The sequence below is a fragment of the Streptomyces sp. S3(2020) genome (assembly GCF_013044505.1).
GTDB lineage: Bacteria > Actinomycetota > Actinomycetes > Streptomycetales > Streptomycetaceae > Streptomyces.
Window position 1 is genome coordinate 22,690 of sequence record NZ_JABERD010000086.1, and the last position, 14,746, is coordinate 37,435.

At 71.8% G+C, this 14,746-nt stretch carries 14 protein-coding genes and 1 pseudogene; 11 read left to right on the forward strand and 4 right to left on the reverse strand.

Features of this window, described 5'->3' with window-relative positions; translation table 11 throughout:
• Positions 1–2: 2 nt before the first annotated feature.
• Entirely contained in the window at positions 3–911 is a 909-nt protein-coding gene (locus HLK59_RS25805; RefSeq protein ID WP_171143892.1) for a peptidoglycan recognition protein, read from the reverse strand.
• A 205-nt stretch (positions 912–1,116) separates the two neighbouring features.
• Here HLK59_RS25805 and HLK59_RS25810 point away from each other — a divergent pair, with 205 nt between their 5' ends.
• The gene (locus HLK59_RS25810; protein WP_171143893.1) at positions 1,117–2,301 is read left to right on the forward strand and encodes a MarP family serine protease; all 1,185 of its coding nucleotides are present in this window, start codon (positions 1,117–1,119) and stop codon (positions 2,299–2,301) included.
• A gap of 74 nt (positions 2,302–2,375) precedes the next feature.
• Positions 2,376–3,008: a TetR/AcrR family transcriptional regulator gene (locus HLK59_RS25815; protein WP_171143894.1), complete on the forward strand. Its 633-nt coding sequence runs from the start codon at positions 2,376–2,378 to the stop codon at positions 3,006–3,008.
• Between the two features lie 227 nt (positions 3,009–3,235).
• Here the strand turns inward: HLK59_RS25815 and HLK59_RS25820 are convergent, their stop codons facing one another.
• The gene (locus tag HLK59_RS25820) at positions 3,236–3,715 is read right to left on the reverse strand and encodes a GNAT family N-acetyltransferase (RefSeq protein ID WP_240982644.1); all 480 of its coding nucleotides are present in this window, start codon (positions 3,713–3,715) and stop codon (positions 3,236–3,238) included.
• A gap of 62 nt (positions 3,716–3,777) precedes the next feature.
• Between HLK59_RS25820 and HLK59_RS25825 the strand changes: the two genes are divergently transcribed.
• Together HLK59_RS25825 and HLK59_RS25830 are read left to right on the forward strand one after the other, a co-directional pair.
• The gene (locus tag HLK59_RS25825) at positions 3,778–4,674 is read left to right on the forward strand and encodes a TIGR01777 family oxidoreductase (protein WP_171143896.1); all 897 of its coding nucleotides are present in this window, start codon (positions 3,778–3,780) and stop codon (positions 4,672–4,674) included.
• Positions 4,675–4,857: 183 nt separating this feature from the next.
• Positions 4,858–6,213, forward strand: coding sequence for an NAD(P)/FAD-dependent oxidoreductase (locus tag HLK59_RS25830; RefSeq protein WP_171143897.1), 1,356 nt, complete (start codon positions 4,858–4,860; stop codon positions 6,211–6,213).
• 236 nt (positions 6,214–6,449) lie between these two features.
• On the opposite strand, the gene HLK59_RS25835 is transcribed toward HLK59_RS25830, so the two are convergent.
• Complete coding sequence (locus tag HLK59_RS25835; protein ID WP_171143898.1) at positions 6,450–7,883, reverse strand: regulator; 1,434 nt, start codon at positions 7,881–7,883, stop codon at positions 6,450–6,452.
• 216 nt (positions 7,884–8,099) lie between these two features.
• Between HLK59_RS25835 and lipB the strand changes: the two genes are divergently transcribed.
• From lipB to HLK59_RS25855, 4 genes are all read left to right on the forward strand, one after another.
• Positions 8,100–8,897 carry a lipoyl(octanoyl) transferase LipB gene (gene lipB / locus HLK59_RS25840; protein ID WP_171143899.1) on the forward strand — a complete coding sequence of 266 codons (798 nt, stop codon included), beginning with the start codon at positions 8,100–8,102 and terminating at the stop codon, positions 8,895–8,897.
• Between the two features lie 168 nt (positions 8,898–9,065).
• Positions 9,066–10,031: a lipoyl synthase gene (gene lipA, locus HLK59_RS25845; protein ID WP_171143900.1), complete on the forward strand. Its 966-nt coding sequence runs from the start codon at positions 9,066–9,068 to the stop codon at positions 10,029–10,031.
• Positions 10,032–10,288: 257 nt separating this feature from the next.
• Positions 10,289–10,489 (forward strand): hypothetical protein, encoded by a 201-nt coding sequence (locus tag HLK59_RS25850; RefSeq protein ID WP_171143901.1) that lies wholly within the window; start codon positions 10,289–10,291, stop codon positions 10,487–10,489.
• A 60-nt stretch (positions 10,490–10,549) separates the two neighbouring features.
• Positions 10,550–11,251: a DUF4191 domain-containing protein gene (locus HLK59_RS25855; RefSeq protein WP_171143902.1), complete on the forward strand. Its 702-nt coding sequence runs from the start codon at positions 10,550–10,552 to the stop codon at positions 11,249–11,251.
• 64 nt (positions 11,252–11,315) lie between these two features.
• On the opposite strand, the gene HLK59_RS25860 is transcribed toward HLK59_RS25855, so the two are convergent.
• Positions 11,316–11,783: an RDD family protein gene (locus tag HLK59_RS25860; protein WP_171143903.1), complete on the reverse strand. Its 468-nt coding sequence runs from the start codon at positions 11,781–11,783 to the stop codon at positions 11,316–11,318.
• A 199-nt stretch (positions 11,784–11,982) separates the two neighbouring features.
• Between HLK59_RS25860 and glnA the strand changes: the two genes are divergently transcribed.
• From glnA to HLK59_RS25875, 3 genes and pseudogenes are all read left to right on the forward strand, one after another.
• Positions 11,983–13,392 (forward strand): type I glutamate--ammonia ligase, encoded by a 1,410-nt coding sequence (gene glnA / locus HLK59_RS25865; RefSeq protein WP_171143904.1) that lies wholly within the window; start codon positions 11,983–11,985, stop codon positions 13,390–13,392.
• A 121-nt stretch (positions 13,393–13,513) separates the two neighbouring features.
• The gene (locus tag HLK59_RS25870) at positions 13,514–13,771 is read left to right on the forward strand and encodes a hypothetical protein (protein ID WP_171143905.1); all 258 of its coding nucleotides are present in this window, start codon (positions 13,514–13,516) and stop codon (positions 13,769–13,771) included.
• A gap of 165 nt (positions 13,772–13,936) precedes the next feature.
• A pseudogene (locus HLK59_RS25875) lies at positions 13,937–14,746 on the forward strand (hypothetical protein); the annotation flags it as partial.

Below are 14,746 nucleotides of genomic sequence, written 5' to 3' on the forward strand. Positions count from 1 at the left end.
GGTCAGCGAGTGGGTACCGGGAAGCCGCGTTGCCGCAGGGACGGCTCGTCGCCGTCCGTGGTGGCGGTGGCCCGGGGACGGGAGGTCGCCGGGAGGCGGCCCTGGAGTCCTGCCGCCGTCTGTCTGATCTCCGGGAGGCGGGCCGAGAGGGCCGCGCCGGGGCAGCTGGTCATGTAGCCGTCCTCGTGGCCGGCGATGGCGGGGAGGGTGGCGGTGGTGCCGGCGGTGTAGCGGCTGAGGCTGTTGCTCGATCTCAGTTTCACGCTCCGGCGCGGGTCCACGTCCGCGAGGCCCAGCTTCCAGGCCGCCAGCGAGGCGATCGCGTCCGTCATCGCCCGCGGTACCGCGACACCCGCCGTGAAGGTGCCCAGGGCCGCGATGCCGGACGTGCGGTGGTTGAAGCCCTGGGTGTGGGCGCCTGTGACGGGGCGGTCGACACCTCCCGCGCGGCCCTCGTAGATCGTGCCGCAGCGGTCGACGAGGAAGTTGTAGCCGATGTCGTCCCAGTCGCGGACGCCGGGCTGGCCGGCGGCGAGGTAGCGGATGATGCGCGGTGCGTCGGCGCAGTCGTAGGCGTTGGGCGAGTCGGTGTGGTGGATGAACACGGCGACGACCTTGTCGTCGTAGCGGGCCGGGGGCGGGGTGAGGGCGGCCGTGTTGGCCTCGCCCGTGTCCGCGGCCCAGGCCGACCTCGGCACGATGCGCGGCTTCGCCGCGTGGTGGAGTGCGGCGGGGCGGGCCGCGAGGGGGTGTGCGGAGGGGGCCTCGGCCCGGCGTTCGACGCCGTTCGCGCAGAGCACCAGCACCACGACCGCCGCCAGCCCGGGGACACAGGCCAGCGTCCACAGCACCCGGGGCGGTATTCGGACCGCTCGCCGCCGTCGTATCCCCCGTGCTCTTCGGACACGCATGGTCCCACTCTCGGCCGGATCCTCCGCGTCCGCGATGTGTGGTGTGCCACCCGGTGGAACCATCGTCCTGGTCCGGGGCGTTTCTCCGGATGCACGCACGACTCGTGCACGCACGCGTGGCCGGTTCCGGGCGCCATGCGTGCGTGTCTGCTGATCACTGGGCCCGTCCCCTCCGTAATAAGGGGTCCGAGAGAAAGGCGGCTCCGTGGACCTGCTCGACATCCTGCTGGTGCTGGTGATCCTGGCCTATGCGGCATCCGGCTACCGGCGCGGCCTCGTGGCCGGCTGTGTCTCGCTCGCCGGTTTCGTGGGCGGCGCGATCATCGGCGTGTGGGTGCTGCCCTGGATGATGGACCTGGTGACACCGGGCAGCACTTCGGCGACGGTGACGGCGGTGCTCACCGTGCTGGTTCCGGCCGTCCTCGGGCACGAACTCGCGGGGCGTCTGGCGCTGCGGCTGCGCCGGGAGCTGGACCAGGGGCCGCTGCGGGTCGCCGACGGGGTCGGCGGTGCCGCGGCCAACTCGATCGCCGTGCTGATCGTGGCGTGGGTGGCGGCGAGCGTGCTCGGCGCGTCCTCGTCGGCGGTGCTCACCACGGCGATCGAGGACTCACGGCTGCTGGGCGCCGTCCAGAACGCGATGCCGGACACCACTCCGGGCTGGTTCTCCCGGGCCACGTCCGCGCTCACCGAGGCGGGCTTCCCGCAGGTCTTCAACCCCTTCGAGAACGAGTCGACGGCCCGGGTCGCCAAGCCCACCGGCGACAGCGTCACCGCGAGCGCCACGAACGCGGCCAAGCGCAGCACCGTGAAGATCGAGGGCATCTCCGGCACCCAGGGCCGCGAGGGCAGCGGCTTCGTCTACTCCCCCGAGCACGTCATGACCAACGCCCATGTGGTGGCCGGCATCGACGAGCCGACCGTCCGGGTGGGCGGGGTCGGGCGGTCGTACGACGCGCGTGTGGTGCTCTTCGATCCGGACAAGGACGTGGCGGTGCTGTACGTGCCCGGTCTGGAGGCCCCGGTGCTGCGCTTCGACGACGACGCCGCGCGCGGCGACTCCGCGGTCGTCGCGGGCTATCCGCAGGACGGCGACCTCAACCTCCAGGCGGCCACCGTCGCCAACCGGGTCAAGGCGAACGGCCAGAACATCTACAACGACGGGACCGTCACCCGCGAGATCTACTCGATCCGCTCGACCGTCCGCCCGGGCAACTCCGGCGGACCGCTGCTGACGACGGACGGCAAGGTGTTCGGTGTCGTCTTCGCCCGCTCGACGTCGGACGACGAGACGGGGTACGTGCTGACCGCCGACGAGGTCGCCGGCGACGCCGAGCGGGCGGCGGAGGCGACGGCGCCGGTGGACACGGGTGAGCTGGTCACGTCGTAGCCGGCCGGAACGCCGGAAGTGACGCGGGAAGTGACGTCGGAAGTGGTGTCAGAGCTCCGGCGTAGGCTGCCCCGGTGAGCACCAAGCCCCTCTCACTGACCGAGCGCCGCAAGGCGGCTACCCAGCTCGACATCGCACGCGCCGCCGCCGCGCTGTTCACCGAGCACGGGCCCGACGGTACGACCGCGGAGGACATCGCCGAGCGGGCCGGGGTGGCCCTGCGCACCTTCTACCGGTACTTCCGCAGCAAACAGGACGCCGTCGGCCCGCTGCTGGCCCGGGGCGCCGACCGCTGGCGTGAGCTCCTCGCCGCGTCCGAGCCGGGCACCGCCGGGCTGCCGCGGGCGCTGGAGCGGGCGATCGAGGAGTCCCTGTCCGTGCCGGACGCGCACGCGGCGGACGGTCTGCGGCAGACGCGGGCGCTGCTGCGGGCGGCCGTGACCGACCCGGCGCTGCGGGCCGTCTGGTACCGGGTGAACCAGGAGTCCGAGGAGAAGCTGATCCCGGTGGTGGCGAGGCTGGCCGGACCGGACGCGGACCCGCTGGAGGTACGCCTCGCGGCCGCGGCCGCGACGGACGCGATCCGGGGCGCGCTGGAGACCTGGGCGGAGACGGACGCGGACACCGGCGGCCCGGGCTCACCCGCGGAGCTGGCGGTGCGCTGCCTGCGGGAACTGGTGGGCGGCATGCGCCTGCTGACGGGCTGACGCGCCCCCGCCCCGCCGCGCACTACGCCCTCGCCCCCGCCCTCGTACGGGTCAATGCCGACGGGTCGATGCCGTACCCGGGTCCCGGTCCGGGCATAACCCTGATCATGTGCCCTGACCTCGGGAGGCTTCCGTGCCCGTCTTCTTCCTGATCTCCCTGCTCGTCGCGGGGGCCGCGCTCTGTCTGGTCGTCCGCAGGCGCCGTACGGCCGCCGAGGCCGACCAGGTCAGAGACTGCGCCCCATGAACACGTCGTCCACGTACGCGCCGTCCAGGAGGAACTCCTCGGGCAGGACGCCTTCCACCGTGAAGCCCTCGGACTCGTAGAGCTTGCGGGCCGGGGCGTTGTGCCCGAGGACGCGCAGGGTGATGCGGCGCGCGCCGAGCTTCCTGGCCTCCTCCTGCACCGCGCGCAGCAGCGCCCGTCCCACTCCGGCGCCCCGGGCCTCCTCGGCGACGACCAGGCCCTGGATCTGGCGGACGTGCGCGTTGCAGGCCAGCGGCGTCGGGAAGCCGAGCCGGATGTAGCCGACGAGCACGCCGTCGAGTTCGGCCACGAGATGGTCGCGGGGCCCGAACCGCTCGCCGTAGAAGGGCTCGTACGGCGGCCGGGGGCGCGGCGAGACGGCGTGCAGCGTGGACCAGGTGACGCGGTCGAGGCGGCCCAGCGCGTCCTCGTCGTCGAGGGTGGCGTGGCGTATGTGCATGTCGGCCACCATACGGCGCACGAGAGCGGGCCTCTGGGCGGTTCCGGAGCAGAATTGAGGCCATGCAGCGTTCCCGAATCGCGGTGGCCGGCGCGTCCGGTCTCATCGGCGGTGCCCTGGTCCGGTCCCTGCTCGCCGACGGACACGAGGTGGTGCGTCTGGTACGCCGGGCGCCGAGAGAGGCGGACGAGGTCCGGTGGGACCCCGAGGGCGGGCGGGTGGACACGGGCGGGCTCGCCGGGTGCGACGCCGTGGTGAACCTCGCGGGCGTCGGGGTCGGTGACCGGCGCTGGACGGAGGCGTACAAGGCGCGGATCAGGTGCAGCCGGGTCCTCGGCACCGCCGCGCTCGCCGAGGCCGTCGCCGCGCTGGACAAGCCGCCGCGGGTCTTCGTCAACGGCAGCGCCATGGGCTTCTACGGCGAGACGGGCGACCGGGTCGTCGACGAGGGCGCGCCCGCCGGGGAGGGGTTCCTGCCCGAGCTGTGCGTGGAGTGGGAGGGCGCGGCGGCGCCGGCCCAGGAGGCGGGCGTGCGGACCGTGTTCACCCGGACCGGGCTGGTGGTGGCGCGTGGGGGCGGTGCCTGGGGGCGGCTGTTCCCGCTGTTCAAGGCCGGGCTCGGGGGGCGGCTGGGCGACGGGCGGCAGTACTGGTCGTTCATCGCGCTGCACGACGAGGTGGCCGCGATCCGGCATCTCATCGACACCGACGGGCTGTCCGGGCCGTTCAACCTGACCGCCCCGAACCCGGTCACGAACCAGGAGATCACCGCCGCCATGGGGCGTGTGCTGCACCGGCCGACGCTCTTCGCGGTGCCCTCGCCGGTGCTGCGGGCCGTGCTCGGTGAGATGTCCGGGGACGTCCTGGGCAGCCAACGGGTGGTGCCGAAGCGGCTGTTGGAATCGGGGTTCACCTTCGCGTTCCCGGAGATCGAGGGAGCCGTGCGAGCCGCCGGCTGAGGCACCCCGGAGGTGGAGCACGGAAAAAGGGGGCCCGTATGCGACCGGCGTGCGACCGTGCCCTGTTCATGCGCGACTGTCCCTGACCGGCCACCGACTTAACCTCAAGCCGAACTCGGGTATCCCCGGAGGCAGTTGGGGGCATGACGTCTCCACCGGCCGCGCAACCTCGAGGAGGGGCACGTGCTTGAGCCCACGTACCAGGCGGACGTCGTGATCGTGGGAGCCGGGGTAGCCGGGCTCTCCGCCGCGCATCGGCTGACCAGCGCAGGAGTGACGACCGCGGTGCTGGAGGCCGCCCATGGGGTGGGCGGCCGTATGTCGACGGAGAAGGTCGACGGATTCCGGCTCGACCGGATCGGACAGCTGCTGTCCACGGCGTATCCGGAACTACGTATGACACCGGGGCTCGACGGGCTCGTCCTGCGCCCGTTCGCGCCGGGTGTCCTCCTGCACAGCGACGGGCGCCACCATCGCGCCAGCGCGCCCCCCGGCGCAGGGGGCGCAAGGGGCGCACTCAAGGCGGTGCGCGCCCTGGCGAGCGCCCCCAGGCCGACGGTGCCGCGGAGCGCGCCACGAGGGGTCGCCCCCCTGGGCGGCGGCGTCGACCAGGCCCGCCTCGGGACCGCGCTCACCCGGATCGCGAACACCCCGATCGAACGCCTGCTGTGCCGCGCCGAGTCGCCCGCCGCGCAGGCCCTCGCCGCCCGTGGTCTCCCCGCCCGGACGATCGACGGCTTCCTGCGTCCGCTGCTCGCCGCGCTGCTGTGCGACCCCGAGCTGACCACGTCCAGCCGGTGCGCCGACCTCGCGCTGCGCGCCTTCGCGGCCGGGCGGCTGTGTGTGCCGGAGGGCGGCGCGGAGGTGCTGCCCGACCTGCTGGCGCGCTCGCTGCCGGCCGGGACGGTCCACACGGGGGTGCGGGTCACCTCGGTGTCGACGAGTTCGGTGACCACGGCGGAGCACGGCGAGTTCCGCTGCCGGGCGGTGCTGCTCGCGACGGACGCCCGCACGGCGGCGGACCTCCTCCCGGGCCTGCGCGTACCGGACTTCCACCCGGTGACGGTGGTCCACCACACGACGGACGAGCCCCCGCGGACGGGCGCCTCGCTGCTGCTGGACGCGGACCGGGGCGGCCCGGTCGCCCACACGGCGGTGGTCAGCCACGTGGACCCGTCCCGCGCCCCGGCGGGCCGTTCCCTGATCTCCTCCACGGTCCTCGGCCCGCCCCCGCCGGACGTCGAGGAGGCCGTACGCACGCACCTGTCCCGCCTGTACGGCACGTCCACCACCCGCTGGGAGACCCTCGCCGTCCACCACACCCCCGAAGCGGTACCGGCGATGCGGGCTCCGCACGACCTGCGCCGCCCGGTACGCCTGCTGGCGGGCCTGTACGTGTGCGGCGACCACCGGGACACCAGCACGGTCCAGGGCGCCCTGCACTCGGGCCACCGGGCGTCGACGGCGATCCTGACGGACCTGGGCGCGGCGACCCCGATGCACAGGGCGGAGCCGCTCCCCACGACGCGGGCCGCCTAGGGCCTGTCGTCACCTTCCCGTCGTCCGCCCGGAGGGCGGGCCGCGCGGCGTCAGGTGCGTGCTCTCGGCGTGCCGGGCGCAGGCCCTCGTACTGGTTGTACGTGGGTCTGTGCCCGGTGCGGCGAGATTGCGTGCATGGCGCCGCGCGGCAGGCGGGAATGTGACGACAGGCCCTAGGACGGGAACTGCGCGACCGGCCACGACGGAGTCGCGCAGATCCCCGACCCGCACGCCCCCTACCCCAACGCGGCGACCTTGTCGCGATACCCCCGCACCGGCGCCGCGTCCTTGTACGGCTCCAGCCTCTTCTCGAAGTCCCGCACGTACTCGGTCGCCCGCACCGACCGCATCTCCACGGCGGCCCCCGCCGCCTCCGCCCCCAGCGCACCCGCCTGGTCGAGCTCACCCAGCCCCAGCCGGGCGGAGGCCAGCACCACCCGGCAGAACAGCCGGCTGCGGGCGTACGCGGGCGCCCTCAGCTGAAGGGACCGCTCGGCATGCTGAGCCGCCGCACGGAACTGCTGAAGGTCCCGGTGCGCGTGACCGAACTCGTCCGCCAGCTGCGCCTCGTCGAAGAACCGCGCCCAGTGCGGAACCTCGTCACCGGGCCGGGCCGCCTCCAGCGCCCGCTCGGCCCGCACCAGCGCCCCCGTGCACGCCCGTACCTCGCCCAGCACCCCGTGCCCCCGCGCCTCGACGGCGTGCAGCAGGGCCTGGACCACCGGCGGGGCGTTGGTGCCGACCCCCTGCTGGGCCACCCGCGCCAGCTGCACCGCCTCACGCCCGTGCCCGAGGTACACCGCCTGGCGGCTCATCGTGATCAGCACGTACGAGCCGTACGCCCGGTCCCCCGCCGCCTGCGCGAGCCGCAGCGACTGCACGAAGTACCGCTGCGCGAGCCCGTGCGCCGCGATGTCGTACGACGTCCAGCCCGCGAGTCTCGTGAGGTCGGCCGCCGCCGAGAACAGCCGACGGCCGGTCTGCTCGCCGTACATGCCGCGCAGCATCGGCTCGCACTCGTGCTCCAGATACCGCACGAGGGCCTGCCGGGCGTGGCCGCCGCCGTACATGTCGTCGAGGGAGCGGAACAGTTCGCCGACCGAGCGGAGCGCCGCGATGTCACCGCCGGTGACCTTCTGTCCCGGTCCGCGCTCCGCGCCGCGCTGGCGGGGCACCGCGGGACGGCCCTGGGTGGGGACGCGGACCGGCGGTTCGGCGCGGGCCACCCTGTCGTCGGCCCGCCCGATCAGCCAGTCCCGGCTGGGCACGACGAGCCCCGCCGGGGTGAACGCGATCTTGCGCAGTTCGGCATGGCTGCCGGAGTCCTTGCGCCACAGCCCGCTGACGATGTCGACGGCCTCCTCGGGGGTCGCGGCGAACTCGAGACCGGCGTACACCGGCGCGCAGGCGTCGAGCCCGAGGTCCTGCGCGGAGAGCCGGCGACCCAGCCGGCGGGTGAAGACCTCGGCGATCAGCGCGGGTGTCGTGCCCCGCGGCTGCTGTCCGCGGAGCCACCGGGTCACGGATGTCTTGTCGTATCTCAGATCAAGCCCGTGTTCGAGACCGAGCTGGTCCACCCGACGGGCGAGTCCCGCGTTGGAGAACCCCGCTTCTGCGATGAGCGCGGCGAGCTGGCGGTTGGGAGTGCGCTGCGCGGGTCGTTCCGTCATCTGGGGTGGTGTCTCCTGCCCGGATTGCCTGTGAGCAGCCCTTATGGCCTCTATAGGACGGCGCGAATGTAGCGGAGAGTGAGCAGTCGATCGCACACTTCGACGTTCGTTCATCCGATCGTGTGAGGATTGACCTCACGGCTGACGCGCGACGGCGAGTCGTACAGTGGCGTAGGCACAGTTCGTGCCTTACGACTCTCCGGGGAGGCGCTTGCCGTGAGTGAGCTGCGGTTCGTCCGTTTGGGGTTCGGCGCGGACGCCGTCGAGTACCAGGAGGCGTGGGACGAGCAGCGCCGGGTGCACGCGGCACGGTTCGCGGACGAGGTCCCCGACACCGTCCTGCTGCTCGAACACCCGCCGGTGTATACGGCCGGGCGCCGCACGGCGGACAGTGAGCGGCCCCTGGACGGCACACCGGTCGTCGACGTGGACCGCGGCGGCAAGATCACCTGGCACGGCCCGGGGCAGCTGGTGGGCTACCCCATCCAGAAGCTGCCGCGTCCGGTGGACGTCGTGGCGCATGTACGACGCCTTGAGGAAGCCCTGATCCGCACCTGCGCGGAGTTCGGCGTGGAGACCAGCCGGGTCGAGGGCCGCAGTGGCGTATGGGTGCTCGGCGATCCGGTCGAGCGACGCCCGTCCCTCGGGGGCCTGTCGCTGGACCTCGACCCCCGTCTGCACGACGAGGAGTTCGACCCGCGCATGAACGGCCCGGAGTACGCCCCGTCCAACGCCGGACAGCGCCGCGAGGACCGCAAGATCGCGGCGATCGGGATCCGAGTCGCGAAGGGGGTCACGATGCACGGCTTCGCGCTGAACGTGAACCCGGACAACCGCTGGTTCGACCGGATCATCCCGTGCGGGATCCGGGACGCGGGCGTCGCGTCCCTGGCCGGCGAACTCGGGCGGGACGTGACGATCTCCGATGTACTGCCGGTTGTCGAGCGGCACTTGACGGACGTCCTCGAGACTGCCGATCTGAAGCCTCGGGAGATCGAGAAGGCTCCGGTGTGACGGTCGATGGGCGCCTGCGGGCCGGTGGGGGCTGATCGCGCAGTTCCGCGCGCCCCTCGGGTGGGGAATGGAGCCCTGAGTCCAGAGGTTGGCCCCACCGGTGAGGCCCTACAAAAACACGGGCGTACCCTGGTGTACGCCGAAGAATCGAAGCTACAGGGAGCCGATGTGTCCGCAGTCACACCCGACGGACGCAAGATGCTGCGCCTGGAGGTCCGGAACGCCCAGACCCCCATCGAGCGCAAGCCCGAGTGGATCAAGACGCGGGCGAAAATGGGTCCCGAGTACACCGCGATGCAGAAGCTCGTGAAGAGCGAGGGACTGCACACGGTCTGCCAGGAAGCCGGCTGTCCCAACATCTACGAGTGCTGGGAGGACCGCGAGGCCACCTTCCTCATCGGTGGCGACCAGTGCACCCGGCGCTGCGACTTCTGCCAGATCGACACCGGCAAGCCCGAGGCGCTCGACCGTGACGAGCCGCGCCGCGTCGGCGAGTCCGTGGTCACCATGGACCTCAACTACGCCACCATCACCGGCGTCGCCCGCGACGACCTGGAGGACGGCGGCGCCTGGCTGTACGCCGAGACGGTCCGCCAGATCCACCAGCAGACCGCCGGGCGCGAGAGCGGCCACACCAAGGTCGAGCTGCTCGCCCCCGACTTCAACGCCGTACCGGAGCTGCTCCAGCAGGTCTTCGAGTCCCGCCCCGAGGTCTTCGCGCACAACGTCGAGACGGTCCCGCGGATCTTCAAGCGCATCCGCCCCGGCTTCCGCTACGAGCGCTCCCTGAAGGTCATCACCGAGGCCCGTGACTTCGGTCTGGTGACCAAGTCCAACCTGATCCTCGGTATGGGCGAGACCCGCGAGGAGGTCAGCGAGGCGCTCCGGCAGCTGCACGACGCCGGCTGCGAGCTCGTCACCATCACGCAGTACCTGCGCCCGAGCGTCCGCCACCACCCCGTGGAGCGCTGGGTCAAGCCGCAGGAGTTCGTGGAACTGAAGGACGAGGCCGACCAGATCGGCTTCTCCGGCGTCATGTCCGGCCCGCTGGTGAGGTCCTCGTACCGCGCCGGCCGGCTGTACCAGATGGCCATCGAGAAGCGCGGTTCGTTCATCGCCTCCCAGGCAGTCTGATGGCACTGCGTGCCACCTGGCGCGTGTGAATCCGAGCACAAGCAACTACCACCCGGTAGTGGCCAATTGGCGCGGCCCCCGGCGTCCTCGCAGATGAGGGCGCCATCAGGGCCGCGTCAGTGTTTCCGGCCCGCGCATCAAGGCTTCATTGGTGTTTGACCGGTCGGTCACGCCCTGGTAACACCAATCAGTGACCCTGGTTGTACAGCCCGTGCACCACTCACCAGAGCCGCTATCCCTGAGGGGGGACCTCCATCATGCAGGCCGCGCCCGTTCGCGCCACCGCCATCCCGTCGTTCACCGATGCACTCCGTGCCGTCGAGTCGCTTCTCATGAGCAGCGGCCAGCGCACCGCCCGCCGCAACGCCTGGACGTCCGTCCTGGAGGACCGCCGCCGCGCCAAGGACAGGGTCGAGGCGCAGCGTGTCCTGGAGCAGTCGTTCACCGGCCGTCCCTGAAGCATTTCCTCCGGGACACTGCCGTCGTCGGCGCTCCTGGGGCCACGTAGACTTCGTCGCATGGCGAGAAGTGACAGTGCGGCCGATGCCGCGAACCCCGGGCGACTGAAGCAGATCGCCCTGACGTACAAGATGACCCGCAGGGCCGACAAGACGATCGGCCTGGTGCTCGCGGGTGTCTTCATCCTCATCCTCGGTGTCTTTCTCGCGATCGGCTTCCTGATCGGCCACCCGGTCTACCTGGGCATCCTGGGCTTCCTGCTCGCCTTCCTCGGAACGGCGATCGTGTTCGGACGCCGGGCCGAGCGGGCCGCCTTCGGACAGATGGAGGGCCAGCCGGGCGCGGCCGCGGCCGTACTGGACAACATCGGCCGGGGCTGGACGACGACCCCCGCGGTGGCGATGAACCGCAGCCAGGACGTGGTGCACCGGGCCGTCGGCAAGGCCGGCATCGTCCTGGTCGCCGAGGGCAACCCGAACCGGGTCAAGACCCTGCTGGCCGCCGAGAAGAAGAAGATGAACCGGATCGTCGCGGACGTGCCGGTGCACGACCTGATCGTGGGCACGGGCGAGGACCAGATCCCGCTGAAGAAGCTGCGCACCAGCATGCTGAAGCTGCCCCGGGTGCTGACCGGTCCCCAGGTGACCGCGACCAACGACCGGCTGCGGGCCATGGGTGACCTGATGAGCAACATGCCGCTGCCGAAGGGGCCCATGCCGAAGGGCATGAAGCTGCCCAAGGGCGGGCCGAAGGCGCGCTGATCTGGCTTTCTACGACGAAGGGGCGCCCGGAGATCTCTCCGGGCGCCCCTTCGTCGTAGAAGAACTAGATCCGCACCTCGACCGTGCGCGCCAGCTTGTCGTGCAGGCCCCGGCCGTCGCGGTCCCAGATCAGGGCCGGGACGGCGATGCACAGCAGGGCGCTGCGCAGGAGGCCGCGGAGCGGGTTCGGGCGGCCGGTCGCCAGGTCGACGACGCGCAGGCCGAAGAGCCGCTTGCCCGGGGTGAAACCGATCGTCCCGACCGTGAGCACGCTCATCGCGAAGAAGACGAGCAGCGCCCAGTTCGAGGTCGTCTGCGTATAGCTCTGAGTGATCAATTGGGATGCAATCAGAACGCTCATCGCCCAGTCCACGGCGAGTGCTCCGAGCCGCCGCCCCGGCCGGGCGATGGAGCCCGGCCCCTCCTCCGGCAGGCCCAGCTGCTGCCCCCGGTAACCGAAGTCCACACCGGCTTGCTCGGCGGCCGCGCGGGGCCCCGAGAGCCACGATCCGATTGCTTCCCTCTTGTCCACCCGTCCACGGTACTGCGCGCGTTTCGGGATGCGGACAGGTGGGGTGCGGAGCGGGATGTCCGGTTAACTTGTGCGAAACAAATGGGTCACGCCCGAGAAATCACGCGTCCCTAGTGTCGTCGTCATCGTGTGCCACCGCACTGGCCGCACAAACGAACTACCACCCCGGCATGGAACCGTCGGGAGTAGGAGGAGCTGGATGTTCCAGAACGCCGACGAGGCCAAGAAGTTCATCGCGGACGAGGACGTCAAGTTCGTCGACGTCCGCTTCTGCGACCTGCCGGGCGTCATGCAGCACTTCACGCTGCCCGTCGAGGCGTTCGACCCGGACGAGGAGCTCGCGTTCGACGGCTCGTCGATCCGTGGTTTCCAGGCCATCCACGAGTCCGACATGGCGCTGCGCGCCGACCTGTCGACCGCGCGGGTGGACCCCTTCCGCCGCGACAAGACGGTCAACATCAACTTCTTCATCCACGACCCGATCACCGGCGAGCAGTACAGCCGTGACCCGCGCAACGTGGCGAAGAAGGCCGAGGCCTACCTCGCGTCGACCGGTATCGCGGACACCGCGTACTTCGGTCCCGAGGCGGAGTTCTACGTCTTCGACAGCGTCCGCTTCGCCACCTCGGCGAACGAGAGCTTCTACCACATCGACTCCGAGGCCGGCGCCTGGAACACCGGTGCGGTCGAGAACAACCGCGGCTACAAGGTCCGCTACAAGGGCGGCTACTTCCCGACCCCGCCGGTCGACCACTTCGCCGACCTGCGTGCCGAGATCTCCCTGCAGCTGGCCGCCTCCGGCCTCCAGGTCGAGCGCCAGCACCACGAGGTGGGCACCGCCGGCCAGGCCGAGATCAACTACAAGTTCAACACGCTGCTCGCCGCGGCCGACGACCTCCAGCTCTTCAAGTACATCGTGAAGAACGTGGCCTGGAAGAACGGCAAGACCGCGACCTTCATGCCGAAGCCGATCTTCGGTGACAACGGCTCGGGCATGCACGTGCACCAGTCGCTGTGGTCCGGCGGCTCCCCGCTCTTCTACGACGAGGCCGGCTACGCGGGCCTGTCGGACATGGCCCGCTACTACATCGGCGGCATCCTCAAGCACGCCCCGTCGCTGCTCGCCTTCACCAACCCGACGGTGAACTCCTACCACCGCCTGGTCCCGGGCTTCGAGGCGCCGATCAACCTGGTGTACTCGCAGCGCAACCGCTCCGCGGCCATGCGGATCCCGATCACGGGCTCCAACCCGAAGGCCAAGCGCGTCGAGTTCCGTGCGCCCGACTCCTCCGGCAACCCGTACCTGGCCTTCTCCGCGCTGCTGCTCGCGGGCCTCGACGGCATCAAGAACAAGATCGAGCCGGCCGAGCCGATCGACAAGGACCTCTACGAGCTGGCTCCCGAGGAGCACGCGAGCGTCGCCCAGGTCCCGACCTCCCTCCCGGCCGTCCTCGACCGTCTGGAGGCCGACCACGACTTCCTGCTCGCGGGCGACGTCTTCACGCCGGACCTCATCGAGACGTGGATCGACTTCAAGCGCGCCAACGAGATCGCCCCGCTCCAGCTGCGTCCGCACCCGCACGAGTTCGAGCTCTACTTCGACGTGTGACCGGACCTGGGCCGGTCCTCCCGGCTCTCTCGGCGCCCCCGTTCCTGGTTCCTCAGGGCGGGGGCGCCGTCGTATGGTTTTGGGAACAGACGTACGAGAAGGGCGACCGGGGGTTACGGGGATGGCCGAACGGGACGACGAGGACCGGGAGTTCGACATCCGGTGGGCCGACGGCGCCGAGGAGAAGGAGCCGTCGGCACGGGCCCGGATGCTCGCCGCGCGCTGGAAGGAGAACCCGCCCGAGGCGCAGCCGTTCCGGCCGGAGCCGAAGCGGGTGCGGCGGCCGCGGCCGCCGTGGATGTCGACGGTGGTGGTCTTCGGGATCGTGGCGGCGGTCATCGTGCTGCTGGGGTACGCGGACTTCCGGGCACCGTTCTAGCGGAGCAGTGGTCAGGCTGCGGGCCGGTGGGGGCTGATCGCGCCCCCGCCGCGGCGCCGCATGCCGACACCGTCCCGCGTCCCCGAGGGGCGCGATATCGCGTGGCCTGACACGGGCCGCGCCGTCTACCATCGCCGGACACATCAGGGCTGGTCAGGGATGGGCATGGACGTCGACTACGGGGCCGCCGCGGCCGTACGGCTCGCGGAAGGGGTCCCGCTGCGGGAAGCCCTCGACGCGGGGGATCCGGCCGCCTGGATCGCGCTGGACGCCGGGGTGCGCTCGGATTGCTGGGACACGGAGCGGTACGTGTGGCTGACGCCGGCCTGGGAGAGGACCGAGGGTGGGCGGGCGGTGAAGGATGCCCTGCTGTCCGGCCGGCCCCTCACCGAGGCGCGGCTCGCGCTCGGCCTGTGCCACCGTGAGGGCAGGGTCAGGGAGGCCGCGCTGTCGCGGGCCGTCGGTCTTCCCGGGTTGCTGCCGTTGCTCGTCGTGCGGTGTTCCGACTGGGCGGCGCCGGTGCGGGAGACGGCCCGGCGGCGGCTGGCGGAGACGCTGGACGCCGAGGGCGCGGTGCGGGTGATGCCCGTGATCCTGCGCGTCGGACGCCGGGACCGGGGGGACTTCGTCACCGTTCTCGCCACCGAACTGCTGCGGGCGGCGCCCCCGGAGACCCTCGCCCCGCTGTACACCGCCCCCGCGCGGGGGATACGCCGGTACGCGTACCGGCTCGCCGTCGACGAGGGGTTCCTCTCCCCCGCCGAGCTGGCCCGCGCCGCCGCCCGCGACAGCGACCCGGTCGTGCAGTCGCTGTGCGCCGACAGCGCGCTGTCCGCCGTAGCCGACCTGGACGCGGCCTACGACGACGTACTCGAACCGCTTCTCTCCGCCCGTGGGCCGCGGGCCCGGGCGGCCGGGGTCACCGCGTTGCGGCGGGCCGGGCGGACGGAGCGGGCGGTGGGGTTCCTCGGGGAC